The sequence below is a fragment of the Actinosynnema sp. NPDC002837 genome, assembly GCF_040295345.1.
Taxonomy (GTDB): Bacteria; Actinomycetota; Actinomycetes; order Mycobacteriales; family Pseudonocardiaceae; genus Actinosynnema.
This window is the reverse complement of the sequence record NZ_JBEOVG010000055.1, coordinates 34,449-59,605: the sequence shown is the minus strand read 5'-3', so window position 1 is coordinate 59,605 and position 25,157 is coordinate 34,449. Positions and strand designations below refer to the sequence as shown.

Annotated in this window: 23 protein-coding genes; 12 read left to right on the top strand and 11 right to left on the bottom strand. The window is 73.6% G+C overall.

Annotated features, from left to right (window positions below; all coding sequences use genetic code 11):
- Window positions 1-149: 149 nt before the first annotated feature.
- Window positions 150-1,013, bottom strand: coding sequence for an aminoglycoside phosphotransferase family protein (locus ABTZ99_RS29875; protein ID WP_498773252.1), 864 nt, complete (start codon window positions 1,011-1,013; stop codon window positions 150-152).
- Window positions 1,010-1,339 (bottom strand): STAS domain-containing protein, encoded by a 330-nt coding sequence (locus ABTZ99_RS29870; RefSeq protein ID WP_498773250.1) that lies wholly within the window; start codon window positions 1,337-1,339, stop codon window positions 1,010-1,012. Before ABTZ99_RS29870 ends, ABTZ99_RS29875 begins: the two co-directional genes overlap by 4 nt.
- 169 nt (window positions 1,340-1,508) lie before the next feature.
- On the opposite strand from ABTZ99_RS29870, the gene ABTZ99_RS29865 reads away from it, so the two are divergent.
- Together ABTZ99_RS29865 and ABTZ99_RS29860 are read left to right on the top strand one after the other, a co-directional pair.
- The gene (locus ABTZ99_RS29865) at window positions 1,509-1,895 is read left to right on the top strand and encodes an ATP-binding protein (RefSeq protein WP_499615908.1); all 387 of its coding nucleotides are present in this window, start codon (window positions 1,509-1,511) and stop codon (window positions 1,893-1,895) included.
- A gap of 149 nt (window positions 1,896-2,044) precedes the next feature.
- The gene (locus tag ABTZ99_RS29860) at window positions 2,045-2,281 is read left to right on the top strand and encodes a hypothetical protein (protein ID WP_498773246.1); all 237 of its coding nucleotides are present in this window, start codon (window positions 2,045-2,047) and stop codon (window positions 2,279-2,281) included.
- 55 nt (window positions 2,282-2,336) lie between these two features.
- Here the strand turns inward: ABTZ99_RS29860 and ABTZ99_RS29855 are convergent, their stop codons facing one another.
- Window positions 2,337-2,537, bottom strand: coding sequence for an antitoxin (locus tag ABTZ99_RS29855; RefSeq protein ID WP_498773244.1), 201 nt, complete (start codon window positions 2,535-2,537; stop codon window positions 2,337-2,339).
- Between the two features lie 156 nt (window positions 2,538-2,693).
- Window positions 2,694-2,960, bottom strand: coding sequence for a hypothetical protein (locus ABTZ99_RS29850; protein WP_498773242.1), 267 nt, complete (start codon window positions 2,958-2,960; stop codon window positions 2,694-2,696).
- 343 nt (window positions 2,961-3,303) lie between these two features.
- Here ABTZ99_RS29850 and ABTZ99_RS29845 point away from each other — a divergent pair, with 343 nt between their 5' ends.
- A complete protein-coding gene (locus tag ABTZ99_RS29845; protein WP_498773240.1) occupies window positions 3,304-4,140 on the top strand; it encodes a peptidoglycan-binding domain-containing protein in 837 nt (278 codons plus the stop codon).
- A gap of 42 nt (window positions 4,141-4,182) precedes the next feature.
- Window positions 4,183-5,151, top strand: a complete 969-nt coding sequence (locus ABTZ99_RS29840) for a pirin family protein (protein WP_499615903.1) — start codon at window positions 4,183-4,185, stop codon at window positions 5,149-5,151.
- Between the two features lie 195 nt (window positions 5,152-5,346).
- Here the strand turns inward: ABTZ99_RS29840 and ABTZ99_RS29835 are convergent, their stop codons facing one another.
- Entirely contained in the window at window positions 5,347-5,679 is a 333-nt protein-coding gene (locus tag ABTZ99_RS29835) for a YnfA family protein (protein ID WP_498773236.1), read from the bottom strand.
- A 94-nt stretch (window positions 5,680-5,773) separates the two neighbouring features.
- On the opposite strand from ABTZ99_RS29835, the gene ABTZ99_RS29830 reads away from it, so the two are divergent.
- From ABTZ99_RS29830 to ABTZ99_RS29820, 3 genes are read left to right on the top strand one after another with little or no spacing between them, the layout of a single operon-like run.
- Window positions 5,774-6,583: a class I SAM-dependent methyltransferase gene (locus tag ABTZ99_RS29830; RefSeq protein WP_498773233.1), complete on the top strand. Its 810-nt coding sequence runs from the start codon at window positions 5,774-5,776 to the stop codon at window positions 6,581-6,583.
- Entirely contained in the window at window positions 6,580-7,536 is a 957-nt protein-coding gene (locus ABTZ99_RS29825; RefSeq protein WP_499615900.1) for a saccharopine dehydrogenase family protein, read from the top strand. Before ABTZ99_RS29830 ends, ABTZ99_RS29825 begins: the two co-directional genes overlap by 4 nt.
- Window positions 7,505-8,125 (top strand): TetR/AcrR family transcriptional regulator, encoded by a 621-nt coding sequence (locus ABTZ99_RS29820; protein ID WP_498773229.1) that lies wholly within the window; start codon window positions 7,505-7,507, stop codon window positions 8,123-8,125. Before ABTZ99_RS29825 ends, ABTZ99_RS29820 begins: the two co-directional genes overlap by 32 nt.
- Here the strand turns inward: ABTZ99_RS29820 and ABTZ99_RS29815 are convergent.
- Together ABTZ99_RS29815 and ABTZ99_RS29810 are read right to left on the bottom strand one after the other, a co-directional pair.
- On the bottom strand, window positions 8,112-9,053 hold the full coding sequence (locus ABTZ99_RS29815; protein ID WP_499615898.1) for a hypothetical protein: 942 nt from the start codon (window positions 9,051-9,053) through the stop codon (window positions 8,112-8,114). The genes ABTZ99_RS29820 and ABTZ99_RS29815 overlap by 14 nt on opposite strands.
- Window positions 9,050-9,451: a hypothetical protein gene (locus ABTZ99_RS29810; protein ID WP_498773226.1), complete on the bottom strand. Its 402-nt coding sequence runs from the start codon at window positions 9,449-9,451 to the stop codon at window positions 9,050-9,052. The genes ABTZ99_RS29815 and ABTZ99_RS29810 overlap by 4 nt, the downstream gene beginning before the upstream one ends.
- A gap of 66 nt (window positions 9,452-9,517) precedes the next feature.
- Here ABTZ99_RS29810 and ABTZ99_RS29805 point away from each other — a divergent pair, with 66 nt between their 5' ends.
- The 3 genes from ABTZ99_RS29805 (at window position 9,518) to ABTZ99_RS29795 (ending at window position 16,604) form a co-directional block, all read left to right on the top strand.
- Window positions 9,518-13,474, top strand: coding sequence for a CHAT domain-containing protein (locus ABTZ99_RS29805; protein ID WP_499615895.1), 3,957 nt, complete (start codon window positions 9,518-9,520; stop codon window positions 13,472-13,474).
- A 287-nt stretch (window positions 13,475-13,761) separates the two neighbouring features.
- A complete protein-coding gene (locus ABTZ99_RS29800; RefSeq protein WP_499615892.1) occupies window positions 13,762-16,044 on the top strand; it encodes an ATP-binding protein in 2,283 nt (760 codons plus the stop codon).
- A gap of 62 nt (window positions 16,045-16,106) precedes the next feature.
- Window positions 16,107-16,604 (top strand): hypothetical protein, encoded by a 498-nt coding sequence (locus tag ABTZ99_RS29795; protein ID WP_499615889.1) that lies wholly within the window; start codon window positions 16,107-16,109, stop codon window positions 16,602-16,604.
- Here the strand turns inward: ABTZ99_RS29795 and ABTZ99_RS29790 are convergent.
- A complete protein-coding gene (locus tag ABTZ99_RS29790; protein WP_499615886.1) occupies window positions 16,594-17,664 on the bottom strand; it encodes an acetate/propionate family kinase in 1,071 nt (356 codons plus the stop codon). The two genes, ABTZ99_RS29795 and ABTZ99_RS29790, sit on opposite strands and share 11 nt — an antisense overlap.
- A 1-nt stretch (window position 17,665) precedes the next feature.
- Window positions 17,666-19,999 (bottom strand): phosphoketolase family protein, encoded by a 2,334-nt coding sequence (locus ABTZ99_RS29785; RefSeq protein ID WP_499615883.1) that lies wholly within the window; start codon window positions 19,997-19,999, stop codon window positions 17,666-17,668.
- 100 nt (window positions 20,000-20,099) lie between these two features.
- Here ABTZ99_RS29785 and ABTZ99_RS29780 point away from each other — a divergent pair, with 100 nt between their 5' ends.
- Window positions 20,100-22,442, top strand: a complete 2,343-nt coding sequence (locus ABTZ99_RS29780; protein ID WP_499615880.1) for an HAD-IC family P-type ATPase — start codon at window positions 20,100-20,102, stop codon at window positions 22,440-22,442.
- Window positions 22,443-22,459: 17 nt separating this feature from the next.
- Here ABTZ99_RS29780 and ABTZ99_RS29775 read toward each other — a convergent pair whose 3' ends face one another.
- Window positions 22,460-22,966, bottom strand: coding sequence for a DinB family protein (locus ABTZ99_RS29775; protein ID WP_499615877.1), 507 nt, complete (start codon window positions 22,964-22,966; stop codon window positions 22,460-22,462).
- Window positions 22,967-23,002: 36 nt separating this feature from the next.
- Between ABTZ99_RS29775 and ABTZ99_RS29770 the strand changes: the two genes are divergently transcribed.
- Complete coding sequence (locus tag ABTZ99_RS29770; protein ID WP_499615874.1) at window positions 23,003-24,133, top strand: alkaline phosphatase family protein; 1,131 nt, start codon at window positions 23,003-23,005, stop codon at window positions 24,131-24,133.
- 147 nt (window positions 24,134-24,280) lie between these two features.
- Here the strand turns inward: ABTZ99_RS29770 and ABTZ99_RS29765 are convergent, their stop codons facing one another.
- On the bottom strand, window positions 24,281-25,147 hold the full coding sequence (locus ABTZ99_RS29765) for an SDR family NAD(P)-dependent oxidoreductase (protein ID WP_499615872.1): 867 nt from the start codon (window positions 25,145-25,147) through the stop codon (window positions 24,281-24,283).
- Window positions 25,148-25,157: the final 10 nt, after the last annotated feature.

Below are 25,157 nucleotides of genomic sequence, written 5' to 3'. Positions count from 1 at the left end.
AAGCCGGGCAGGCCTGGCGGGAAGAGCGTCCGCCAAGCCTGCCCGGCTTCGACCAGCCTATGGCACCCGAACCCATGTCAAATCGGGCCTAGGTGGGGATGCTGCGGGTCCGTTGTGGGCGGGTGGGGGGTGGTGGACCGGTGGGTGGGTCAGGTCAGGGCGGTGATCAGGCGGTGGCAGCGGATGGGGTCTTCGGTCAGACCCGCGTCCAGGCCCCACAGCCAGTAGTCGATGGCGCGGAAGACGACCCAGTTCCTGGCTTGGTCGCGGTTCAGGTTGGCGGCGTTGACGACGATGTCCAGGTGGGCGGTGATCGCGGTGTCGTCGGGCATGTCGTCGAGCCTCGTCCAGAGGACTCTGGCCAGGTCGTAGGCGATGTCGCCGCGCAGCAGGATCGGGTCGACGGTCAGCCAGGGTTCGCGGGTGCCGGCCAGGACTTGGGCCGAGTGCAGGTCGCCGTTGACGGCGAGCGTGGACGCGGTGGTGACCAGGGTTGCCACCGCCTCCTCCCCCGCGCGGAGGATGGCGCGGTCGAAGGGTTTGCCTTGGCGCAGCCAGTCCGGTTCCAGGCTCTCGGCGCGGGCGAGGGCCAGGTCGGCCGTCGAACGGGCGGTCGGTGGGGCCGGGACGGCCAGTCGTCGGGCCATCACGCCCAGTACCGCCATGGCTTCCTCGGACGGGAGGTCCAGGGCGCTGCGGTGCAGGTCGAGGCGTTCCAGGAGCATGACGCCGGCGGTCGGGTCGGCGTCGACGAGGTGGACGGTGCCCCGGCCCTGCCAGAAGCGCAGGGCTTCGATGTGCGCCCTCACGTCCTCGCTCGGCGCGTTCACCCGCAGCACGAGTGGTGTGCCCTCGCGGGTCACCGGGATGACCAGGGCGTGCGAGCCGTGCCTCACCGGGCCGTCCGGACGCAGGTCCCAGACCTCCAGGCGGTGCTCGATGGCGGTGGGGAGGGTGGCCAGCCAGTCCTGGTCGCGGGGTATCGGCGAGTTGCGGAAGGTCTCGGGGATCACGTGGTGGTCGTGGCCGATTCGACGGTGTCGTGGATGTGCATGACCTCGGTCAACTCGGTCAGCCGGAACAGCTTGTGCACGGAGGGTTGCATCGACGCCATCCGGAACTCCCCGCCCGAGCCGTCCAGTCTGCGGTGCCAGTCGAGCATCAGGGACAGGCCCGTCGTGTCCATGAACGGCACCCCGCTCAGGTCCACCACGACGTTGGCGCCCCTGCTCTCCTCGAGGCGGTCGGACAGCACGGGGACCGTGTCGGCGTCCAGTTCGCCCGACACCGCGACGACCGTCCAGTCGCCCCGCACCTCACTGCGCACCTGCAACTCCATGGTGCACGAGCCTAGCCACCGGATGGGCCCCGTGCCGATACCGCGTCCCGACGGACTGGTCACCGACGTGCCGCCGGACGCCGCCAGGACGCCGGTCGGCGCGACCGCCCGGTGCCACGACCGGTGGATGTGCGACCATGCCGTGACGGCCGATCAACGGGGAGCGGATGTGCGCAACGAGCCAGCAGCGCCGGTGGCCGTGACGCTGCCCGCGTCAGCGGGCTCATCGGCGCGGGCCCGCCAGGTGGTGGGCGACGCGGCGGCGGCCTGGGGGCTGTCGGAGGACGCGGGCGACGACGCCGCCTTGGTGGTGACCGAGCTGGTGTCCAACGCGGTGGACCACGCGACCGGGCCGGTGGGCCTGACCGTCTCGCGGACGGAGTCCGGGCTGCGGATCGAGGTGGCCGACGGGTCGTCCGCCCTGCCCCAGCCCAGACCCGTGCAGGTCGACTCGACACGGGGGCGCGGGCTGATCATCGTGGCCGCCCTGAGCCGGGCGTGGGGCACCGACCCGACCGCCGACGGCAAGGTCGTGTGGGCCGAGCTCGACGGCTGACGCGACGGCGGGGTCACGGTCGCCGCGGTCCCACGGTCGGGTGACGGCCGGACGGGGACGAGCGGCGAAGTCGTCCGCAGGGGCGCCGGTTCCGCGTTCAGGGTGCGGAAAACGGGTATCCCCGGTGCGTCGACTAGTGAGGAGGTCATGTGTCCACCACGACCGAAACCGGTCAGGTGACCGGAACGCAGGACAAGGACTACAACATCATCTGGTTCGTCGAGGCGTGCCTGAGCAACGCGCTGCGGCTGGAGACCTACGTCGCCGACGCCGAGCGCGCGGGCGACCGCGAGCTGGCGGACTTCTTCCGCCGCGCCCAGGGCGAGAGCCGCAAGGGCGCCGAGCAGGGCAAGGCGCTGCTCGCCTCGCGCCTCACGCGCTCCTGAGCGCACGCGGAAGGGCCGCCCTCGATCGTGAGGGCGGCCCTCGGTCGTCTTCGGGCTACTGGCCTTCGCGGAATCGGTCCAGGCCTTCCTTGGCCTTGTCCGTCCCCTTCTGGATGTGCTCGGAGTGCTCACCGCCGGTGCGTTCGTCGACGAACTGGCCGGCCTTGTCGATGCCCTCGTCGGCCTTGTCGCCGTGCTGACCGAGAGCGTCCTTGGCCTTGCCCTTGAGGTCGTCGAACTTGTCGCCAATGCCCATCTGCGCTCGAACCTCCTCCGGGTGTCCCTCGTGGACACACCACAGGTGGGCTACCGCCGTCGTCGGCCGTTGATGCGCTCGGGCCGAGAACTCACCCGGTCGAGTTAGGTCGATGGTCGACGCGTCCGTCCACTTGCGACGGAGGCGCCGGCTCGCTCAGTCGCGGGCTTGGAGCGGGTACTCGGCCGTGCGCTGGTCCTGCGCCCGCTCGTTGCGGGTGCGCACCGGCGCGTCGTCCGCGGGCGGGTCGGGCAGGCCGAGCATCAGCAGCAGCTCGCGGCAGTCGTTCGCGTCGACCGAGTTGTCGGCGACGGTGCGCGCGGCCTGGTTGCGCTGAACGGTCTCGGCCCGGTCGGCCGCGGCCCTCGCGTCGGCGAAACCGACCGCGGCACCCTGTGATCGACCAGGTCTGGTCTGCGTCATGACGACCCCGCCTCCCCTGCCGACAGGGCCGCGCCACGCATGGGGAGAGCGTGGTGGATCGGACCGGCGTGCCTGCGGGCCGTAGGGGTAGATGATGTGAACGGATGGTCCGGCGACAAGCCGGTGCTCCCGTCCCCGGCCCTGAGGTGCGGCCGGACTGGATCGGGGACCGCGCCGGCCGAGTGCCGACAGCTCGTGCCCCAACTCGCCGGACTCTACTCCACGACCCTCGTCGGACGAAGCGCGCCGCCTGTTGTCAACAACCAACCAACTACGGCGAGGTGTTGCCAAGAACCGCCGATCCGCGCTTGACTGGCTGCGCTTCGTCGGAGGTGGACCGGAGGTGGACGTGGTCAACGTCAGAGTCGCGGTGGTCGGTGCGCTGATCGGGTTGGCCGGCCTGGCGGCGCCCGCCGCCGCCGAGCCCCAGGCCGTCGCACTGCCCGTGGTCGACATGGAGTCCGTGCTCAAGGCCGCGCAGATCGACCCGCGCCGGGCCGACTCGGCGATCACGCCGGGCAGCGGCGACAGCGTGCGGCTGGTGGAACGGGCGCTCGCCGCGAAGGGGCACCTCGCCTCGACCTACGTGGACGGGCACTTCGGCACCCGGACGATCGACGCCTACGCGGCCTACCAGCGCTCGCTCGGCTACACCGGGCTCGACGCGTCCGGCATGCCCGGACCGACGTCGTTGCGGCTGCTCGGCGAGACGACCTACACCGTCACCCGCGTGGTGTCGGCGGGCAGCCGGGTGACCTACCACAGCGCGCTGATGAACACCCGCACGAAGGCCATGCTGGTCGAGGCGGAACGGCTGCTGGGCCGGACGCTCGGCATCACGCAGGGCTCGTACAACCCGGGCGGCGTGCCCGGCTCGGCGGGCACCCACGACGGCGGCGGCGCGCTGGACATCTCGGTGTCGGGCATGACCGCGACGACCCGCACGAACGTGGCCAGGGTGTTGCGCCAAGTGGGGTTCGCCGCGTGGATCCGCACGCCCGCGCAGGGCTTCGACTACCACATCCACGCGATCGCGTTGGGCGACCCGGACCTGTCCACGGGCGCGCGGAACCAGGCAGGCGACTACTACCTCGGCTTCAACGGGCTGGCCAACCGCGGTCCGGACGACGGGCCGGTGGTGACCCCGAAGCGGACGTGGGAGGAGTACCAGCGCCTCTGAGCGCCCCTAGGATGGGCTGATGGCCGTCCGAACGGGGTCGCGATGAGCAACGTGGAGACCCACCCGTCCGAGTTGATCTGCGAGAGCACGTCCGGCGTCGCGGCGGTCGAGGTCCTCGACCCCCGCGACGTGCCGCTGGGCGGGCCGCGGGCGATGACCGTGCGCCGCACGTTGCCGCAGCGGTCGCGGTCCCTGATCGGCGCGTGGTGCTTCGCCGACCACTACGGGCCCGACGACGTGTCGGTCAGCGGCGGGATGGACGTCGCGCCGCACCCGCACACCGGGCTGCAGACCGCGAGCTGGCTGTTCAGCGGCGAGATCGAGCACCGCGACAGCCTCGGGGTGCACGCGGTGGTGCGGCCGGGCGAGCTGAACCTGATGACCGCCGGGCACGGCATCTGCCACTCCGAGGTGTCGACGCCGGAGACGACCGTGCTGCACGGCGTGCAGCTGTGGATCGCGCTGCCCGACGCCCACCGCGACGCGCCGCGCGACTTCCAGCACTACGTGCCCGAGGCGGTGGCGCTGGACGGCGCGTCGGCGAGGGTGTTCCTGGGCACGGTCGCGGGTCGGACGTCGCCGGTGCGCACGTTCACGCCGTTGCTGGGCGCGGAACTCGTGCTCGAACCCGGCGCGCGGGTGGCGCTCGACGTGGACGCGGCGTTCGAGCACGGGGTGCTCGTCGACCTCGGCGCGGTGGAGCTCGGCGGCACGGCGCTGGCGAGCGGAACGCTCGGCTACGTCGGCCCGGGCGCGGCGGTGCTCCACCTGGCCAACGTCACCGGGACCCCGGCGCGGGTGGTCCTGCTCGGCGGCGAGCCGCTGGGCGAGGACCTGGTGATGTGGTGGAACTTCGTGGGCCGCAACCACGAGGAGATCGCCCGCTACCGCGAGCAGTGGCAGGCGGCGTCGGAGCGCTTCGGCCGGGTCGAGGGCTACCCGGGCGACCGCCTCCCCGCCCCGCCGCTGCCGATGGGCCGCCTCCGCCCGCGCGGCAACCCGCCGGCCTGACCTGCTCAGCGTCCGCGCACGGGAGACGGGCAACCACCTGGCCTGACGGTCAGGACGGCGTTCCTCCAGGTGACCACGACTGGCAACGAGCGGTGCGGCTTCAACCGGCGGCGCGGGCACGGCGACCCCCGCGCACGACCGGCACGACGAGCGACGCCATGCCGCTGCCGACCGGCCGTCAGGCCTCCGGGACCTTCACGGGCGCGGCGCGTACATGATCACGGCCACGCCGAGCAGGCAGATCGCCGCGCCGACGTAGTCCCACCGGTCGGGCCGGAACTTGTCCACCACCACGCCCCAGGCCAGCGACCCGGCCACGAACACCCCGCCGTACGCGGCCAGGATGCGGCCGAAGTGCGCGTCCGGCTGCAACGTCGCCACGAACCCGTACAGGCCGAGCGCCGCCACGCCCGCGCCGATCCACAGCAGGCCGCGGTGCTCGCGCACGCCCTGCCACACCAGCCACGCGCCACCGATCTCGGCCAACGCGGCCAGCACGAACAACAGCAACGAGCGGACCACGGTCATGGCCGCGACGATAGCCGGCATCCCGCTCTTGACAACACCGGGTTCCGTTGTGAACAGTTGTTCATGAACAGACGTTCACAACCAGGGAGGCACCATGCCGAAGATCGTCAACACCCACCAGGCCGAGGCGTGGAACGGGTACGAAGGCGAGCACTGGGCCGAGAACCACGACCGCTACGACGCCGTGAACGCCGGTTTCAACGACCTGCTGATCGCCGCGGCCCGCCTCTCGCCCGACGACCGGGTGCTCGACATCGGCTGCGGCAACGGCCGGATCAGTTGGCTGATCGCGCCCCACGTCGCCCACGTCACCGGCGTCGACCTGTCCGGACCGATGCTGGCCCGCGCGCGAATGACGGCCACGGGCGTGCCGAACCTGACGTTCGAGCAGGGCGACGCGCAGGTCTTCCCGTTCCCGCCGCACGCGTTCGACGTGGCGGTCAGCCGGTTCGGGGTCATGTTCTTCGCCGACCCGGTCGCCGCGTTCGCCAACATCCGCGGCGCGCTGCGGCCCGGCGGGCGGCTGGCGTTCCTGTCGATGCGCGACCTCGGCGACCTGGCCGAGGTGTTCGCGGCGTTCGGCGGCTCGCCGATGTCCACGTCCACCGAGACCGGACCGCTGTCGCTGTCCGACCCGGCCGTGGTCGACCGGGTGCTCACCGGCGCGGGCTTCACCGACGTGACGGCCGAGGCGGTGGAGGCGGAGCAGGTGTGGGGCCGCGACGTCGCCGACGCGACGGAGTTCATCATGGGCTGGGGCCCGGTGCGGTTCGCCCTGCGCGACGCCTCACCGTCCACTGTGGACCGCATCCGCGACTCCGTCGCCGAGGCGCTGCGACCGCACGCCGACGGTGACGCGGTGCGGCTGCGCGGCACGGCCCGGCTCGTCACCGCGAGGGCGTGACCGTGGCCCGGGTGGTGGTCTTCGGCGGGTACGGCGCGGTGGGCCGGGAGGCGGCGGCCGTGCTGTCCTCGTCGCACGACGTGGTGGTGGCCGGGCGCAACCCGCCGGCGACGGTCCCGGGCGCCACTGCGGTGCGCGTGGACCTCCGAGGCGACGTGACCGGCGTGCTGGACGGCGCCGACGCCGTGCTGATGTGCGCGGAGGTCGACAACGCCCGGATCGCCCGTGCCTGCCTGGACCGCGGTGTGCACTACCTGGACGTGACGGCGTCGCACGGCACCGTCGCCGCGATCGGGGCGCTGGAGGGTGACGCGACCGCGTTGCTCAGCGTCGGCCTCGCGCCCGGCGTCACGAACCTGCTGGCCCGGCACTGCGTGGAGCTGACCGGCGCTCGGGACGTCGAGATCGGCGTGCTGCTGGGCGGCGGAGAGCGGCACGGCGCGGCGGCGGTCGCGTGGACGCTCGACGGGCTCGCCGACCTGGGCCCGTCCTGGCGGGTGGAGTTCCCCGCGCCCTACGGCACGCGGACCGTGCACGGGTTCCCGTTCTCCGACCAGCGCACGTTGCCGGACACGCTCGGCGTGGACCGGGTGCGCACGGGGTTGTGCCTGGACTCCCGGCTGGTGACCGCGCTGCTGCCCGCCGCCGCGCGGTTCGCGCACCGGCTGGGGCCACTGGCGAAGGCGCACGTCGGCGGTGACGGGTTCGCGGTGGCGGTGTCGGCGGGCGGGGTGACGTGCGCGTTCAGCGGGAGGCGGCAGAGCCGGGCCACCGGTGTGGTCGCGGCGCTGCTCGTCGACCGGCTGCCCGCCCTTCCGCCCGGCGTGTGGCACGTGGACCAGGTCGTCGACCCGGTGCCGTTCCTGACCGAGGTCGCGGCCCACGGCTTCGACCTCCACCTACCGCCTACGATGCACCCCGATGGCACCGCGACGAGCAGCAGCACTGCGTGACGGCGACGTGAGCCTGCGCGACCACCTGATCGCCGCGGCCACGCGCCTCATCGCCGAACGCGGCACCGCCGGGCTCACGGTCCGCGACATCGCCCGCGCGGCCGACGTCGCGGTCGGCGTGCTCTACAACCACTTCGCGGACAAGGAGGAGCTGCTCGCGCTGGCCCTGCACGAGCACGTCCGCGAGGTGGAGCGGCGCGTCGGCCGGCCGGCCACCGACGGCACGCTGGCGGAGAACCTGCACGCCTTCGTGACGCACGCGCTGGCCGTGCACGCGGCGTTCCTGCCCGCGTTCGCCGGGCTGATCGGCCACCCCGAGGTGTTCGCCCGGTTCGACGCCCTGCCCAACCCGATGGCCGATGGACGCGGCCTGCACGCCGCCCTGGCCGACTACCTGCGCACCGAACGGGACCGCGGCCGGATCGCCCCGGGCACCGACCTCCACGCCGTGGCCACGCTCGTCGTCGGCGCGTGCCACGAACTGGTCCTCCCCCGCCTCTACCGGGGCCTGACCGAGCCGGTGGACGTGCCGGCGGACCAGGTCGACGCGCTGGTCGCCACCGTCCTGAACGGCATCACGCCGCGCTAGGCGGGTCGTCGCCGTGGTCGTACTCGTCCGGCAGCTGGACGCCCTGCCGCCACTGCAGGCACAGGCCCTCGGCCAGGCGCCGCTCGTCGGCCCTGGTCCGGGGCAGCGGCAGGTGCAGGGCGGTCAGCAGGGCGAACCGACCCAGGTCGAACGCCACGGTGATCGCCTCGCCGTACGCGACCGCGGCGCGCACCGCGCCGGCGTAGGCGAGCCACCCGACGCCCAACGGGGCCAGCGCCAGCAGCCACCACCACCCGCTGCGGGCCAGCAGGCCGGCGGAGGCGACCGCGGTGATCACGCCGGTCAACGCGAGCCGCGCGGTGCTGTCGAGGCTGTCGCGCCGGGCGTCCACCACGGCCCGCACCTGGTCGGTCAGCACGGGGTACAGGCGCGGCCACGCGACGACCGCGTCCCAGCCGTAGTTCGCGCCCGCCCGCTGTTCGGCGGCGGCCAGCACGTTGCCGAGCGTCGTGGCGCGCACGTGCTCCTCGTCGGGGTAGCGCCGTTCGAGCCGCGTGCCAGCCAGGCCGGCGGCGAGGACCTGAGCCGGCGTCGGTTTGGCGTCGCCGGGCAGCTCGGTCTTCTTCACGAGCCTGCCGCGCCGCCACCGCTGCACCACCCGCAGCAGGAAATCCACCGGCGTGAGGAGCCGCGGCCAGTACCCCTCCAGCAGCCGCACCATCGACAGCTGCAACGGCATCAGCGCCACCGCGAGCAGCGTCAGCGCCACCGCGAGAACGACGACCTCGCCCGCGCCGAGCCCGGCGGCGGTCTTCCAGGCGCGCGAGAACGTCAGCGGACCGGGCGCGCCCGCCCAGACCAGCAGGAGCAGGAACACCGCCGCCGCGAGCGAAGGCAGGTAGCTCACGACCACGAAGCGCGGCGAGAACCCCTCGCCCGCCGGTTTGGCCAGTCCGGCGAGCGTCACGGCGCGGCCTCCATCGGACCGTGGCCGTTCGGGCACCCCGGCGCGCCGGACATGCCGACGTGCACGCGGTAGGCCGTGCTCTCGCACGTGCCGCAGGCGAAGCGCAGCAGCGCGTACCGCGTCGACTCGCCGGGCAGGGTCGCGCCGTCGCCCTCGCCCAGCCCGCGCACGGCCGATCGCCCCAGCCGGTCCAGGTGTTCCCGGGTGGTCACGCCGACCTCGCCGTCCTCGACGCGCAGCACCAGCGCCGGCACCGCGGCGTCCGCGGCGAAGACGGTCGCGGCGGCGCGGGCGGCGTCCGCCGGCTCCGTCCCGGGCGGCAGGTCCAGGCACGGCGCGTCCGATCGGGTGGCGCCGGGGTCGACGAGGACTCGGTAGAGCCAGGGCTGACCGGTCATGCACCGGGACGATACCGGGAGTAACGAGCGGTCAGCGGCGTGCGACCCCCATTCAGGGAGGTCGGTGTGGACGTCGGGCAACTGGTCGAGTCGCTGTTCCGGAGGGTCGACGCCTTCCTCGATCACGGGGACGCGGACCCGGTCCTCGCGCCCGAGGCGATCGAGGAAGCCGGCGCGCTCGGGGACGTGGGAGACCCGGACGCGCTCGCGGCCGTGGCGTGGTTGTGCTGGTGCCGGTACTTCGCCGGCGATCCGGGCCCCGACGTCGTGTCCGCCTACCTGGACCGGTTCCTCGCCTTGCGGCCGGAACACCCCGACGCGGTGCCGGACCACCTGGTGGCCGCGCTCGACCTGCTGGACGGCGACGACACCAGCGGCGACGAGTTCGACCCGCACTTCCTCTACAGCCTGGGCGGCGCCTTCTTCCGGCGGTTCGACGCGACCGAGGACCGGCTCGACCTCGATCGCGCGGTGGCGGCGATGACGGCGGCCGCCGCGCGGTTGCCCGCGGACCAGGAGTTCCACGGCGCGGTGCTGTGCCAACTCGGGACGTTCCTGACCCGGCGAGGTCAGTCGGACGCGCCCGACAACCCGGACCACGCCGAAGCCGAACGGGTGCTCACCGCGTCCCTCGCGGCGGCGCGGCCCGAGTGGCGCTACCGGCCGGTGGCGCTGATGAACCTGGTCAACCTGCGGGTCGTGCGGTACGGGAACAGTCCCGGCCCCGAGACCGCCCGCCGGCTGATCGAGGAGATGGCGCGGACGTTGCGCGAACTCGATCCGGGCGACGAGATCCGGGGGCTCACCACCGACCTGGCCGCCGACCTGCTCGTCGACTTGGGCGACCACGTGCGGCTGGAGGAGCCGGACACCATGATCGCCCTGTACCGCCTCGGGGTCGAGGCCACGGAGCCCGGTCAGCCGCTGCACTTCCACGCGCTGAGCGAACTGGGCGGCGCGCTCACCTTCCGCGGCGGCAACGGCGCCGCGACCGCCGACTTCGACGAGGCGATCGAGGTGCTGCGACGCGCCGCGGACCTGGCCGAAGGACCGCTGCTCGCCTTGGCGCGCACCAAGTTGTGCCTCGCCCACCTGGGCCGGTTCGAACGGCTCGAAGACCCGCGTGACATCGCGGACGGCGTCGCGGCGGGGCGTGCCGCCCTCGGTCCGGCGCGCGGCGAGCGGATGTTGACCGACTTCTGCGTGACGAATTTGGCGAGCGTGCTCATCTCGGCGCACGACTCCGGCACGGCCGGCGCGCTGGCCGAGGCCATCGAGCTGCTGCTGACCGCGGCGGACACCGAGGACGCGAGCGTGCGCGCGAGGGCGCGGTCGATGCTCGGCAACGCCTACCGCAAGTCGTTCGGCGAGACGAGCGACCGCACGACCCTCGACGAGGCGATCCGCCGCCACCGGTCGGCGATGGAGGCGTTCCCGCCGGAGCAGTTCGGCTACGCCGACCACCTCAACAGCCTGGCCGCCGCGCTCGTCGAGCGGGCGCGGCGGTTCGGTGGCGACGAGGACCTGGACGAAGCGATCGAGCTGTTCACCGCGGCCGCCGCCCTCATGCCGGACCGGCACCCCGAGCGCTTGATGTACCTGGCGAACCTCGTGCAGGCGCACCTCGACCGGTACGACCGGCACGGTGACCCGGAGTCCGCCGCGCGGGCGTCGGCCATCGCGCGCGAGATCACCGGCGCCGAGGCGCCCGTGGGGATGGCGGCCACCCAGCTCGGGGCGGTCGGCAGCGCGCTGATCACCGCCTACGACTTCGGCGGCGCCCCCGGCGACCTGGACGAGGCGGTGGCGGTGCTGCGGCGCGGCGTCGCGGTCACGTCCGGCCGGAACCCGGCGACGCTGAACCAGCTCGGCAGCGCGTTGATCCGCCGGCACGAGCGGACGGGCGCCGTGGCCGACGTCGTGGAGGCCGTCGAGGCCCATCGCGGCGCGCTGGCGGCGGTCGCGACGACGGACTCGCACCGGGGCGAGTACCTGACGAACCTGTCCAACGCGTTGGAGCACCTCTACCACGTCACCGGCGACCTCGGACACCTGGACGAGGCCGTGCGCGCGGGCATCGAGTCGACCGCGGTGGACGCGGGGTCGCCCACCCGCGTCTCGTCCCTGACGAACCTCGCGAAGGCCTCCGCGGCGCGCTACCACGCCCGCCACGACCCGGCCGACCTCGACCGCGCCATCGAGGTGGAGCGCGAGGCGCTGGCGCTCGTCGTGCCGGGCAACCCGCGGCGGGTGCGGTACCTGTCGAACCTCGGCGGCTCGCTCGCCGACCGCTTCCTGGTCACCGGCGAGGCGGCGGACCTGGACGAGGCCGTCGCCCTGCTGCGGGAGTGCGCCGAGCGCACGACGGCGGGCGACACGAGGCACGCGACGCACCTGTACAACCTCGGTCTCGTGCTGCTCCGCCGCCACCGGGCCGGGCACGACCCGGCCGACCTCGCGGAGGCCGTCGAAGCGCTGTCGGCGGCGGCCTCGGGCACGTCGCCCGCGATCGTGCGGGTGCAGGCGGCGCGGTTGTGGGCCGTGTCGGTCGCCGAGCACGACGTCGCGTCGTCGCTGGCGGGCTACGAGCAGGCCGTGGCGTTGTTCCCGGTGCTCGCGTGGCACGGCCTGCACCGCCAGGACCAGGAACGGCACCTGCTCGACCTGGTGGGCGTCGCCTCCGACGCCGCCGCGACCGCGCTGGCGGCCGGTCGGCCGGAACGCGCCGTCGAACTGCTGGAGCAGGGCCGGTCCGTGCTCTGGTCGCAGCTGCTGGACCTGCGCACGGACTTCCTCGCGCTGCGAGGTGTGCGGCCGGACCTCGCGCAGCGGCTGGAGGAGTCGCGCGACGGCCTGGAGGAGCCCGCGGCGAAGGGCGACGTCGATCCCACGCCTGCCACCCTCGACCGTCGCATGGCGCTGGCCCGGCAGTGGGACGAGACCGTGGCCGAGGTCCGCGGGCTGCCGGGACTGGCGGACTTCCTGCGGCCCCGCCCGTGCGCCGAACTGCTCGGGGCCGCGGCCGAGGGGCCGATCGTGGTCGTCAACGTGAGCACGGTGCGCTGCGACGCCCTCGTCATGACGCCCGAGGGGGTCGACGTGGTGCCGCTGCCGGGCCTGACCGCGCAGGACACCGCCGAGCGCGCGGACGAACTGGCCGCGGCGGCGCACGCCGCGCACGACCTCGCCGGTGTCATCGCGCACAACGCGGTGCTGGACGACGTGCGGGCGTGGCTGTGGCGGGTGGTGGCCGAGCCGGTGCTCGCGCACGTCGGCCCGGCGCCCCGGCTGTGGTGGTGCCCGACCGGCGCCCTGACCCGGCTGCCGGTGCACGCCGCGGGCATCCCCGGCGGCCCGGCGTCCGTACCCGACCTCACGGTGTCGTCGTACACGCCGACGGTCCGGGCGCTTTCCCTGGCGCGCGAGGCGAAAGCGACCCGGGGCGACGGGGTGCTCGTCGTCGCGGTCCCCGAGGTGGAGGGCGCCGTGCCGCTGGACGTCGAGCCGGAGGTCGCCGCGCTCACCGAGCTGTCCCGCGGTCGGTGCACCGTGCGCCGCTCCGCCGACGCGGTGCGCGACCGGGTGCTCGCCGACCTGCCCCGGCACGGCCACGTGCACTTCGCCTGCCACGGCATCGTGGACTCCGCCCGGCCGTCCGCCTCGGGCCTCCTGCTGCACGACGAGCGGCTGACGGTCGCCGACGTGTCGCGGCTGCGACTGGGCGCGGAGCTGGCCTACCTGTCGGCGTGCGACACCGCGAGCGGCGGCGACCTGCCCGACGAGTCGCTGCACCTGGGCGCTGGGCTCAACCTGGCCGGGTACCGGCACGTGGTGGCGACCCTGTGGCCGATCCACGACGCCACCGCCGGCGAGGTCGCCCGCGGTTTCTACGAGCACCTCGGCGCGTCGGCCGCGCCCGACCGCGCCGCGTTCGCGCTGCACGAGGCCGTGCGGGACCTCCGGGCCAAGGGCTGGGACACGCTGCCCGCCATCTGGGCCCCGTACGTGCACGTGGGGCCGTGACCCCAGCGGGTGTCGGGCCGCGTGGCTCACCCGTCCGACCGCGTCGCGTTCGTCGACGCGGTCGGACGCCCCCCTTCCGACACCCGCCGCAGGGTGTCGGCGACGAGCGGCGACCCCGCGTCCCCCTGGAGCACCGGGTCGGCCGGTCCGTCGTCGACGACGATGGCGGAGCGGCGGGCGGCGGCGCGAGTGAAACGGGACGCTGGGACACCGCGGATCCGTTGACCTGCAAAGACGTGGACCGGTGGGACGGCCTGTGGGACGCTGGGTGATCGAGGGGGCGGGGAATGTCGTTATCGGGGCACGTGGGCGCGTTCGCGCGCGCTCTCGCCGAGCTGAAGCGGCGCAGCGGGCGCAGCTACCGGACGTTGGGCGAGCGCACCGGGCTGAGCAGCTCCGGGTTGCACCGCTTCTGCCAGGGCCTCGCCGTGCCGGAGCACTTCGAGGTGGTGGCCAGGATCGCGCGGGCCTGCGGCGCGACCAAGGCCGAACTGGTCGAGCTGCACCGGCTGTGGGCGATGGCGACGTCGGAGACCGCAGGCGCCCACGACGAGCCGGTGGCGCGGCAGCTGCCCGCTCCCCCGGCCAGGTTCGCCGGGCGGGAACGGGAGTTGGCGCACGTCACGGCCGCGCTCGCGGCACAGCCCGCCGCCGTGGTGATCTCGGCGATCAGCGGCGCCGGGGGCATCGGCAAGACCTGGTTGGCGCTGCACTGGGCGCACCGCAACCTGCACCTGTTCCCGGACGGTCAGCTGCACGTCGACCTGCGCGGCTTCGACCCCACCGGCTCGCCGGTGCCACCGGAGGCGGCCGTGCGCGGCTTCCTGGAGGCCATGGGCGTCGCGCCCGCGACCATCCCCACCGACCCGCAGGCGCAGGTCGGCCTGTACCGCAGCGTGATCGCCGGTCGGCGGATGCTCGTGGTGCTCGACAACGCCCGGGACACGGCGCAGGTGGTGCCGCTGCTGCCGGGCAGCCCGACGTGCACGGTGCTGATCACCAGCCGCCGCCGGCTGACCCGCCTGGTCACCGCGCACGGCGCCCGCCACGTCGACCTGGACGTGCTGCCGGTCCACGAGGCGCGCAACCTGCTCGCCCGGCACCTCGGCGCGGACCGGCTGGCCGCCGACCCCCGCGCGGTGGACGACCTGATCGCGTTCTGCGCCGGCCTGCCGCTGGCGCTGGGCATCGTGGCGGCCCGCGCGACCAGCCACCCCGAGTTCTCGCTGTCCGCCCTGGCCGACGAGCTGCGCGACCACGCGGGCCGGTTGGACGCGCTCAACATCGACGACGCCGAGGCCAACCTGCGGGCCGTGTTCTCCTGGTCCTACCGGGCGTTGGCGCAGCGGACGGCGACCGCGTTCGGGCTGCTCGGCCTCGCACCGGGGCCGGACATCGGGCTGCCGGCGGCCGCGGCGCTGATCGGCACGTCCACCGCCGAGGCCCGGGTGCGGCTGCGCGACCTGGAGGCGGAGAGCCTGGTGCAGGAGCACACGCCGGGCCGGTACCGGATGCACGACCTGGTGCGGCTGTACGCGGCCGAGCAGGCGGCGCGCGACCTGGCCGGGCCGGTGCGCGACGAGGCGTCGACCCGGCTGCTCGACTTCTACCTGCACACCGCGTACTCCGGTGAACGCCTGCTCGACCCGCACCGGCCGCCGATCGTGATCGGGCGCCCGGTCGCCGGCGTGGCGCCGCACCCGCTGCCGGACCTGGCCCGCGCGGTGACCTGGTTCGAGGTCGAGCACGCCAACCTGATGGAGGCGCAGCAGCTGGCCGCGCGGGAGGGCAGGCACCCGACGACGTGGCGGCTCGGCTGGGTGATGCACACGTTCCACTACCGGCAGCGGCACCGCCGGGACAACCTCGTCACGTGGCGCACCGCCGTCGCCGCCGTCGAGCAGCTGGACGACCCGGGCGACCAGGCCCGCGCGCACCGGCGGCTCGGCGTGGCGCTGCTGGACGTCGGCGAGCACCGCGACGGGCTGGCGAACCTGCACCGGGCGCTGGAGGAGTTCCACCGGGCGGGCGACGTCGCGGGCCAGGCGCGCACGCACGAGGCGTTCGCCGCCGCCTGGGACCAGCAGGGCGACAGCGAACGCGGGCTGACGCACGCCTACGAGGCGTTGGAGCTCTACCGGGGGCTGGACGACCGGACCCGTGAGGCGAACATGCTCAACTCGGTCGGCTGGTACCACGCGGTGCTCGGCGACCTGGCCCGTGCGGCGGAGTACTGCACGGCGGCGTTGGCGCTGCACCGGCGGGTCGGCTACGCCGACGGCGAGGCGTACACGTTGAGCAGCCTGGGCCACATCGCCCACCGCACCGGCGACCACGCGCGGGCGGTCGAGCACTTCCGCGAGGCGATCGCCGTGCTGCGCAGCCTGAACGACCGCGGCGAGGAGGCGAGCACGCTGGACCTGCTGGCGCAGGCGCATTCCGCGTTGGGGCAGCACGACCAGGCCCGCGAGGCCTGGTCGCAGGCGCTGGAGCTGTACCACTCGCAGCACCGCACCGCCGAGGTCCTGGAGGTCCGCTCACGACTGGCCGCGATCGACACCGTCGCCTGAGCACCGGGGAGCCGCCGGGTAATCCGCCTGACATCCCGGACCGGACACCCCACCCTGTGTCCATGGCACCGGGGATCGACCTGTCCACCATGCGCGACGCGGTCGCACTCTGGAACGTCGACCAGGGCAGCGCCGCCGATGTCGTCCGCGCGGCGTGCGACCTGCTGGTCGCGGGACTGGACGGCCCTGCGCTGTGCACGCTCGCGGCCGTGTCGATCCACCACGCCGGCGAGGACGTGCCACGACTGCTCGAAGCGGCGTTGGCGGACGTGGGCCTCGAGCACCACCCGAAAGGCTCGGCGGCGGCCGGCGAAGCCGTGCTGAAGGCGATGGCGTCGCGCGTCCTGTCGGGGGTCCTCGCACCCCGGGCTCTCGCCGAGTGGGCGCACTCGACCTTCGGTCACGAGACGCTGCCCTCGGCGGAGCGCCTGGCGGAACTGGACGACGCCTACGACCTGTCCGGGTATCCCCCGGGCCTGACCTTCGAGCAGCTGGACACCGAGATCACCGCCGAGGCACGGCGCATCGTGGCGTCCGACTCCACGGCGGTCAGCGGCTGAGCGCGCTTCGGGTGCCGTGCGCGATCTCCAGGTCTTCCCGCGCGGTCACGACGAGGGTCCGGGCCCTCGCGTCCGGCCCGGTGATGTCGGTGTCGCCGTCGGCGCGCTCGTTGCGCTCCGGGTCGACCGCCACCCCGAGGAACGCCAACCGCTCGGCGGCACGGCGGCGCACCGCGGCCGAGTTCTCGCCGACACCGCCGGTGAACGCGAGGACGTCCAGACCGCCGAGCGCCGCGGCCATCGAGGCGATGCCGCCGACCAGCCGGTGGGTGTAGACGTCCAGCGCCAGCACGGCGTCCGGGTCGCCGCCGGCCGCCGCCGCGTCGATCTCGCGCAGGTCGCCGGTGCCGGCCAGCGCGGTGAGCCCGGACTGCTCCTCCAACGCGGTCGCGACCTCGTGCGGGGTCAGCTCCTCGTGCTCCTCCAGCCACAGCACCAGACCGGGGTCGACCGTGCCCGACCTGGTCGCCATCACCAGGCCCTCCAACGGGGTGAAGCCCATGGTGGTGTCGACGCAGCGGCCGTCGGCGACCGCCGCCAGCGACGCGCCCGCGCCCAGGTGGCAGCTGACGAGCCGCCGGCCGTGCGGCACGAGTTCGGCCACCCGGCGCGCGCAGTGTGCGTGGGACAGGCCGTGGAAGCCGTAGCGGCGGATCGCGTACCGGTCCCGCCACTCCCGGGGCACGGCGTACGTGGCCGCCGCCGCGGGGATCGTGGTGTGGAACGCGGTGTCGAAGCACGCGACCGCCGGCACCTCCGGCAGCAGCCGGTGCACCGCGTCCAGGCCCGCCAACGACTTCGGCTGGTGCAGCGGCGCGAGCGAGGTCAGGTCGACCAACGCCTGCCGCACCAGGTCGTCCAGCACGACGGGATCGGTGAACCGCGTGCCGCCGTGCACCACGCGGTGCCCGACGGCGTCCGGTGCGGGCCAGTCCTCCAGCACGTCGGCGAGCCGCTCCGGGTCCGGCTCGACGTCGGCGGTGCGATCCACCTCGTCGTCGGCCGCGAGCAGGCGCAGCTTCAGGCTGGACGAGCCCGCGTTGACCACCAGGACCCGCACGTCAGCCCCACGTCCAGTCGGCGATCGCCGGGTCGTCCTCGCCGTGCTCGCGGGTGTGCTGCCGGGCGGCGAGCCGGGCGTCCGCCATCCGCTGCCGCAGCGACGCCGCCGCGCCGCCCAGCGACGGCACCCGGTCGATCACGTCCATGACCAGGTGGAACCGGTCCAGGTCGTTGAGCATCACCATGTCGAACGGCGTGGTCGTGGTGCCTTCCTCCTTGTAGCCGCGCACGTGCAGGTTGGCGTGGTTCGTGCGCCGGTAGGTGAGGCGGTGGATGAGCCACGGGTAGCCGTGGAACGCGAAGATCACCGGCTTGTCCTCGGTGAACAGCGCGTCGAAGTCGCGGTCCGGCAGGCCGTGCGGGTGCTCGGTGTCCGGTTGCAGGCGCATGAGGTCCACCACGTTGACCACGCGCACCTTCAGGTCGGGCAGGTGCTCGCGCAGCAGCTTCGCGGCGGCCAGGGTCTCCAGCGTCGGGATGTCGCCCGCGCACGCCAGCACCACGTCCGGTTCGCCCTCGGTGGTGCCCGCCCAGTCCCAGATGCCGAGGCCACGCGCGCAGTGCGCGACCGCGTCCGGCATGTCCAGGTACGTCAGCGCCGGTTGCTTGCCCGCCACGATCACGTTCACGTAGTGCCTGCTGCGCAGGCAGTGGTCCGCGACCGACAGCAGCGTGTTGGTGTCGGGCGGCAGGTAGACGCGGACGATCTCGGCCTTCTTGTTCACCACGTGGTCGAGGAAACCGGGGTCCTGGTGGCTGAACCCGTTGTGGTCCTGCCGCCAGACGTGCGACGAGAGCAGGTAGTTCAACGACGCCAGCGGCGCGCGCCACGGGATCGCCCGCGTCGTCTTGAGCCACTTGGCGTGCTGGTTGAGCATCGAGTCGACGATGTGGATGAACGCCTCGTAGCTGGTGAACAGGCCGTGCCTGCCGGTGAGCAGGTAGCCCTCCAGCCAGCCCTGGCACAGGTGCTCCGAGAGCACCTCCAGCACCCGGCCGTCCGGCGCGAGGTAGTCGTCGCCGGGCACGGTGTCCGCCCGCCACTTGCGGCCGGTCACCTCGAACAGGGCCGACAGCCGGTTGGACGCGACCTCGTCCGGGCCCATGACGAGGAAGTTGTCCGGGTTGAGGCGCACCACGTCGCGCAGGAACCCGCCGAGGACCCTGGTCGCCTCGCTGCTCCCGACGGCGGGCCGTTCGACGGTCACCGCGTGGTCGCGGAAGTCGGGCATCCGCAGGTCGCGCAGCAACCGACCGCCGTTGGTGTGCGGGTTGGCGCTCATCCGCCGGTCGCCGGTGGGCGCGAGGGCGCGCAGCTCGGGCACGAGCCTGCCGTCGTCGTCGAACAGCTCCTCGGGCCGGTAGCCGCGCAGCCACTCCTCCAGTTGCGCGCGGTGCCCGTCGTCGGTGCGGGTGGCGGCGAGCGGGACCTGGTGGGCGTGGAACGTGCCCTCGACCCGCTGCCCGTCCACTTCGCGCGGTCCGGTCCAGCCCTTCGGGGTGCGCAGCACGATCATCGGCCACGGCGGGCGCCGTCGCGACTGCTTCATCTCGGCGATGTCGTCCAACACGGTGTCCAATGTGGACGCGAGCTGCTCGTGCACGGCCTTGGGCTCGTCGCCGACGACGAAGTGCGGCGTGTGGCCGTAGCCGCGCAGCAGGGAGGCCAGTTCGTCGTCCGGGATGCGCGCCAGCACGGTCGGGTTGGCGATCTTGTAGCCGTTGAGGTGCAGCACGGGCAGCACGACGCCGTCCCGGGCGGGGTCGAGGAACTTGTTCGAGTGCCAGCTCGCGGCCAAGGGCCCGGTCTCCGCCTCGCCGTCGCCGACCACGCACAGCGCCAGCAGGTCGGGGTTGTCGAACACCGCGCCGTAGGCGTGCAGCAGGGCGTACCCGAGCTCGCCGCCTTCGTGGATGGAGCCGGGGGTCTCCGGTGCGACGTGGCTGGGGATGCCGCCGGGGAAGGAGAACTGGCGGAACAACGCGCGCAGGCCGTCGAGGTCCTCCCCGACGCCCGAGTAGACCTCGCTGTAGGTGCCCTCCAGGTAGGCGTTGGCGACGAGCCCCGGGCCGCCGTGGCCGGGCCCGGCGACGTAGAGGGCGTTCAGGTCGCGTTGCCGGATGGCGCGGTTCATGTGCGCGTAGAGGAGGTTGAGGCCGGGTGTCGTGCCCCAGTGGCCGAGCAGGCGGGGCTTGACGTGCTCGGGGCGCAGGGGTTCGCGCAGCAGCGGGTTGTCGAGCAGGTAGATCTGCCCGACGGACAGGTAGTTGGCCGCACGCCAGTAGGCGTCCAGCAGGTCCAGGTCGTCCGCGGTCCGCTCGGTCGACGGCATCCTCCGACGCTAGCTCTGATCACGGGGGTCCGAAACTCGGCGCGGGGCGTGGACGGGCGGGAACGAAGGCCTCGGGTGACGATGGGGCCCGGAGGTGGGGATGTCCGAGGTCGCCGGCACTCGGCAGGCGGGGTTGACCTCGGCGGAGGTCGCGGAGCGGGTCGCGGACGGGCGGACCAACGCCGTCGCGTCCCGCACCAGCCGCGGTGCCGGGCAGATCGCGCGGGCGAACGTGATCACGCCGTTCAACGGGCTGCTGACCGCGTTGTTCCTGGTCGTCCTGACCACCGGGCGTTGGCAGAACGGCCTGTTCGGGCTCGTCGTGGTGGCCAACACGGCGATCGGCGTGGTCCAGGAGCTGCGGGCCAAGCGCACCCTCGACCGCCTCGCCGTGCTCAACGCGCCACACGCCCGGGTGACCCGCGACGGTGTGACGTCCGAGATCGGGGTCGAGGAGGTGGTGGCCGACGACCTGATCGTCCTCCGCACCGGGGACCAGGTCGTCGCCGACGGCGTGGTCACCGACGCCGACGGCCTGGAGGTGGACGAGTCGCTGCTCACCGGCGAGTCCGACCCGGTGCACAAGGCCGTGGGCGACGAGGTGCGCTCCGGGTCGGTCGTGGTCGCCGGATCGGGCCGGTTCCAGGCCACGGCGGTCGGCGCGGACGCCTACGCGACCCGCCTCACCGCCGACGCCCGCCGGTTCACGGTGGTGCGGTCGGAGCTGGTCGCGGGCACGAACAAGCTGCTGCGGTGGATCTCGCTGATGATGCTGGTGGTCGGCCCGCTGCTGCTGTGGGGCCAGCTGCGCAGCCCGGACACCGACGACTGGCAGGAGGCGATGACCGGCGCGGTCGCGGCGCTGGTCGGCATGGTCCCCGAAGGCCTGGTGCTGCTGACCAGCCTGGCGTTCATGGTGGCCGCGGTGTCCCTCGCGCGGAAGCGGACGCTGGTGCAGGAGCTGCCCGCCGTGGAGGTGCTGGCCCGGGTCGACGTCGTCTGCCTGGACAAGACCGGCACGCTCACGCACGGCGACATCGTCTTCGAGCGGCTGATCGCGGACGGCCCGCAGGACGACGTGCGGGAGGCGCTGGCGTTGCTGGCGACGGCTCCCGACGCGAACGCGACCTCCGCCGCGTTGGCCGACGCGTTCTCCTCCACCACCTGGCGGCGCACGGGCGGCGTGCCGTTCTCGTCGGCCCGGAAGTGGTCCTCCGTGGACACCGACGGGCACGGCACGTGGGTGCTCGGCGCGCCGGAGGTGGTGTTCCCCGGAGGCGGTCGGTTGTCCGAACGCGCCGCCGGCATCGCCGCGCAGGGCAGGCGCGTGCTGGTGCTCGCCTCCGCCCGCTCCCCCGCCCGGGACTCGGCGCTGCCCGCCGACCTCGACGGACGGGCGCTCGTCGTGCTCGCCGAGCGGATCCGCGACGACGCCGCCGACGCGGTCCGGTACTTCGCCGAGCAGGGCGTCACGCTGCGGGTGATCTCCGGCGACAACCCGCGCACGGTCGGCGCGGTCGCGGTGTCGGTCGGCGTGCCCGGCATCTCCGACGCGGGCGAGGCGGTGGACGCGCGCACGTTGCCCGACGACCCCGACGCGCTCGCCGACGTGCTGGAGACCTCCGCCGTGTACGGGAGGGTCACGCCGCAGCAGAAGCGGGCGGTCGTGGGCGCGTTGCAGCGGCGCGGGCACGTGGTCGCGATGACCGGTGACGGGGTCAACGACGCGATGGCGTTGAAGGACGCCGACATCGGCGTGGCGATGGGCAACGGGGCCGCCGCGACCAGGGCGGTGGCGCAGCTCGTGCTGCTGGACAGCCGGTTCGCGCACCTGCCGGACGTGGTCGCGGAGGGTCGGCGGGTGATCGCCAACATCGAGCGCGCGGCGAACCTGTTCCTGGTGAAGAACGTGTACTCGCTGGTGCTGGCGCTGGTCGTGCTGGCGAGCGGGCTCGCCTACCCGTTGGCCCCGATCCAGCTCACCATGATCTCGACGTTGACGATCGGCGTCCCGGGCTTCGTGCTCGCCCTCGCCCCGAACCGGCGTCGTTACGTGCCAGGGTTCCTGGGGCGCGTGCTGCGGCTGGCCGTGCCGATCGGTGTGGTGATCGGGCTGGCGGCGTTCGGCGGCGACCTCGCGATCCGCTCGCTCGACCCGGGCGGTGGCCGGGTGGCCGGTCAGACGGTGGCGACGGTCGTGGTGCTGGTGGCGTCGTTGTGGACGTTGTCGCTGCTGGCGCGGCCGTTGACGGGGTGGAAGGTGGCACTGCTGGCGGGCTTGACGACGGCGGCGGCGGTGATCCTCACCGTGCCGGTGCTGGCGACGGACGTGTTCCTGCTGCACGTGACGCCGCAGCGGCTGTTCGTGGGCGTGGTCGTCGGCGCGGTGGCGGCGTGCTCGGTGGAACTGGTGGGCCGGATCAGCCGCCCAACCGCATCTTGACCTGCGCAGTGGTGCCGTTACGCGCCGACCGTGCCGTCGATGCCCTCGCGCAGGAAGTCGGCGTGGCCGTTGTGCCGGGCGTACTCGTGGATCACGTGGAGCATGACCAGGCGCAGCGACACGTCCTCGCCCCAGCGCTCGTGGTGGCCCGTGACGTCGAGCGACTCGGCCTCCCGCTCGATGCGACGGGCGTGCTCGACCTCGGCCTGCCAGGCCTCGAACGCCTCGGACCTGGTCGCGGTCGAGGCGTCGTAGGCCACCTGGAAGTCGCCGTCGGGCGACCACACCAGCGGGACGTCCTGGTGGTCGATCACGCGCCGGAACCAGGTCCGCTCGACCTCGGCCAGGTGCCGGACCAGGCCGAGCAGGGTGAGCGTGGACGGCGGCATGGAGCGGCGGCGCAGGTCCTCGGTGGACAGGCCGTCGCACTTCATGGCCAGGGTGGCGCGGTGGTAGTCGAGGAACGCGCGCAGGGTCTCGCGTTCGCCGGCGCGCAGGGGTGGGCCGACGCGTTCGGTGGTCATGGGCCCATCGTGCCCGCAGGGCTAAGGTCGCCTGCCATGGACCCGCTGGTGCCCCGGTACGGGGGCGGATCGCTGGCCGACGTCGTGCCGTCGTTGCTGGCCGGGCTCGGTGTGCCGGGGATGGTGGACGTGCTCGGCATCTCCGGCCCGTCCCGGGTGTGCGTGCTGCTCGTGGACGGTCTCGGGTGGCGGTTGTTGCGGGAGCACGAGGCGGACGCGCCGTTCCTGTCGTCGTTGGCGGGTCCGCCGATCACGGCCGGGTTCCCGTCGACCACGGCGACCAGCCTGGCCGCGTTGGGCACCGGGGTGCCGACCGGTGAGCACGGGCTGGTCGGGTACTCGTTCGCCGACGGTGGCGAGGTGCTCAACGCGCTGCGGTGGTCGCGGTACGGGGCGACCCCGCACGTCGACTTGCGGGACGTGCTCGTGCCGGAGGAGGTGCAGCCGCGGCGGACGGCGTTCGAGGCGGCGGCCGAGGCCGGGGTGGCGGTGCGGCTCGTGCTGCCGCGCGAGCAGAAGGGCAGCGGGCTGACGCGGGCCGTGCTGCGGGGTGGGCGGTTCCAGGGCGTGCTGGGGTTCGGCGACCTGGTGGCGCGGGTGGCGCAGGTGATGCGGTCGGACGACCGGGTGCTCTGCTACGCCTACCACGCCGACCTGGACGCGCTCGGGCACGTGTACGGGCCGGGCAGCCAGGCGTGGCGGTGGCAGTTGCGGTTCGTCGACCGGTTGGCGGCGGCGGTGGCCGACGGGTTGCCGGCCGGTGGGGCGTTGGTCGTGACGGCGGACCACGGGATGGTGGCGGCGGACGACCGGGTCGACTTCGACACCGACGACGTGCTGCGGGACGGTGTGCGGGTGCTCGGCGGCGAGGCCCGGGTGCGGCACGTCTACACGTCCAAGGCGGAGGCGGTGCGGGCGCGGTGGGCCGAGCGGTTGGGTGATCGCGCGTGGATCGCGACGCGCGCGGAGGCCGTGGCGGCGGGGTGGTTCGGGCCTCGGGTGGAGGACCACGTGCTGCCGCGGATCGGCGACCTGGTGGTGGCGGCGAAGGGGTCTCTGGCGGTGGTGCGTTCGACAGTGGAGCCGGGACTCACTACCTTCATCGGGCACCACGGCTCGCTGACGGAGGAGGAGCAGCACATCCCGGTCCTGAACACGATCGGGTGATCATGGCCCGAAGATGTACGGAAACAGTGTTCTCGTACATCGGTTGGATAGACCGAGCGCCGACCAGCCCCGCCCCGTCACCACAGGGCCCCGGCGAGGTCGCCGTCACGTGAGCTCCTCGCGCCGTCACGTGAGCTCCTCGCGCCGTCACGTGAGCTCCTCGCACAGGGCCCAGATGGCGTCCCGGTTGCGTTGGTCGAGGACCGCGTCGGGCCACGACGCGCGCCGGCAGCGGCTGGTGAAGTAGGCCCCGTGCACGCCCTGCGCCTGCGGGCTGGAGGCGAGGTAGATGCTGGATCTCGACGCCTTGACCACCGCCCGGTGTCCGTACAGGACCGGCATGGCCAGCCGCAGCAGCGGCACGATCGGTCGGGCCGGCGGCGGGTAGGCGCCGATGGTCAGGCTCTTGTTCATCGAGGTGTAGGCGTGGCCGGGGTAGGCCACGTTGAGGGTCACGGCGGTCCCGGCCAGGCGTTCGGCGAAGGTGTGGCTCATCGCCATCAGCGCCACCTTGGTCTGGTTGTAGAACGACAGCCCGACGTACGACTTCTCGCCCTGCAGGTTGTCCAGGTCGATCCGTCCACGTGGGACACCACCGGTGATGTTGATGATTCGGCCGGATGCGGCGGTCAGGGCCGGCAGCAGGAGTCGGGTGAGCGCGTAGGGGGCCAGGACGTTGGCGGCGAAGGCGGTCTCGATGCCGTCTTCGGTCAGCTCCCGCCGCTCCTTGGTCACCCCCGCGTTGTTGATCAGCACGTCCACGCGGTCGCACCGGGTGGCGACCTGCTCGGCGAGTCGGCGCAGGTCGCGCTGCCGGGTCAGGTCGGCGGTCAGCACGTCGACGTCGCCGTTGCCGGTGTCGCGGCGAAGTTCGTCGGCGGCCGCGTCGGCTCGGCCCTGGTCGCGGCCGACCAGGATCACCCGGGCGTTCAGCCGGGCCAGCCCGCGGGCGGTTTCCTTGCCGATCCCGCCGGTGCTGCCGGTCACCACGACGGTCTTGCCGGTCAGGGTCATCGCTGCCTTC

Coding starts and splice junctions, on each gene's coding strand:
- ABTZ99_RS29870 (WP_498773250.1), bottom strand. CDS start 1,339: ATGGAGTTGCAGGTGCGCAGTGAGGTGCGGGGCGACTGGACGGTCGTC.
- ABTZ99_RS29855 (WP_498773244.1), bottom strand. CDS start 2,537: ATGGGCATTGGCGACAAGTTCGACGACCTCAAGGGCAAGGCCAAGGAC.
- ABTZ99_RS29850 (WP_498773242.1), bottom strand. CDS start 2,960: ATGACGCAGACCAGACCTGGTCGATCACAGGGTGCCGCGGTCGGTTTC.
- ABTZ99_RS29840 (WP_499615903.1), top strand. CDS start 4,183: ATGAGCAACGTGGAGACCCACCCGTCCGAGTTGATCTGCGAGAGCACG.
- ABTZ99_RS29835 (WP_498773236.1), bottom strand. CDS start 5,679: ATGACCGTGGTCCGCTCGTTGCTGTTGTTCGTGCTGGCCGCGTTGGCC.
- ABTZ99_RS29830 (WP_498773233.1), top strand. CDS start 5,774: ATGCCGAAGATCGTCAACACCCACCAGGCCGAGGCGTGGAACGGGTAC.
- ABTZ99_RS29820 (WP_498773229.1), top strand. CDS start 7,505: ATGGCACCGCGACGAGCAGCAGCACTGCGTGACGGCGACGTGAGCCTG.
- ABTZ99_RS29810 (WP_498773226.1), bottom strand. CDS start 9,451: ATGACCGGTCAGCCCTGGCTCTACCGAGTCCTCGTCGACCCCGGCGCC.
- ABTZ99_RS29800 (WP_499615892.1), top strand. CDS start 13,762: ATGTCGTTATCGGGGCACGTGGGCGCGTTCGCGCGCGCTCTCGCCGAG.
- ABTZ99_RS29795 (WP_499615889.1), top strand. CDS start 16,107: ATGGCACCGGGGATCGACCTGTCCACCATGCGCGACGCGGTCGCACTC.
- ABTZ99_RS29785 (WP_499615883.1), bottom strand. CDS start 19,999: ATGCCGTCGACCGAGCGGACCGCGGACGACCTGGACCTGCTGGACGCC.
- ABTZ99_RS29780 (WP_499615880.1), top strand. CDS start 20,100: ATGTCCGAGGTCGCCGGCACTCGGCAGGCGGGGTTGACCTCGGCGGAG.
- ABTZ99_RS29775 (WP_499615877.1), bottom strand. CDS start 22,966: ATGACCACCGAACGCGTCGGCCCACCCCTGCGCGCCGGCGAACGCGAG.
- ABTZ99_RS29770 (WP_499615874.1), top strand. CDS start 23,003: ATGGACCCGCTGGTGCCCCGGTACGGGGGCGGATCGCTGGCCGACGTC.
- ABTZ99_RS29765 (WP_499615872.1), bottom strand. CDS start 25,147: ATGACCCTGACCGGCAAGACCGTCGTGGTGACCGGCAGCACCGGCGGG.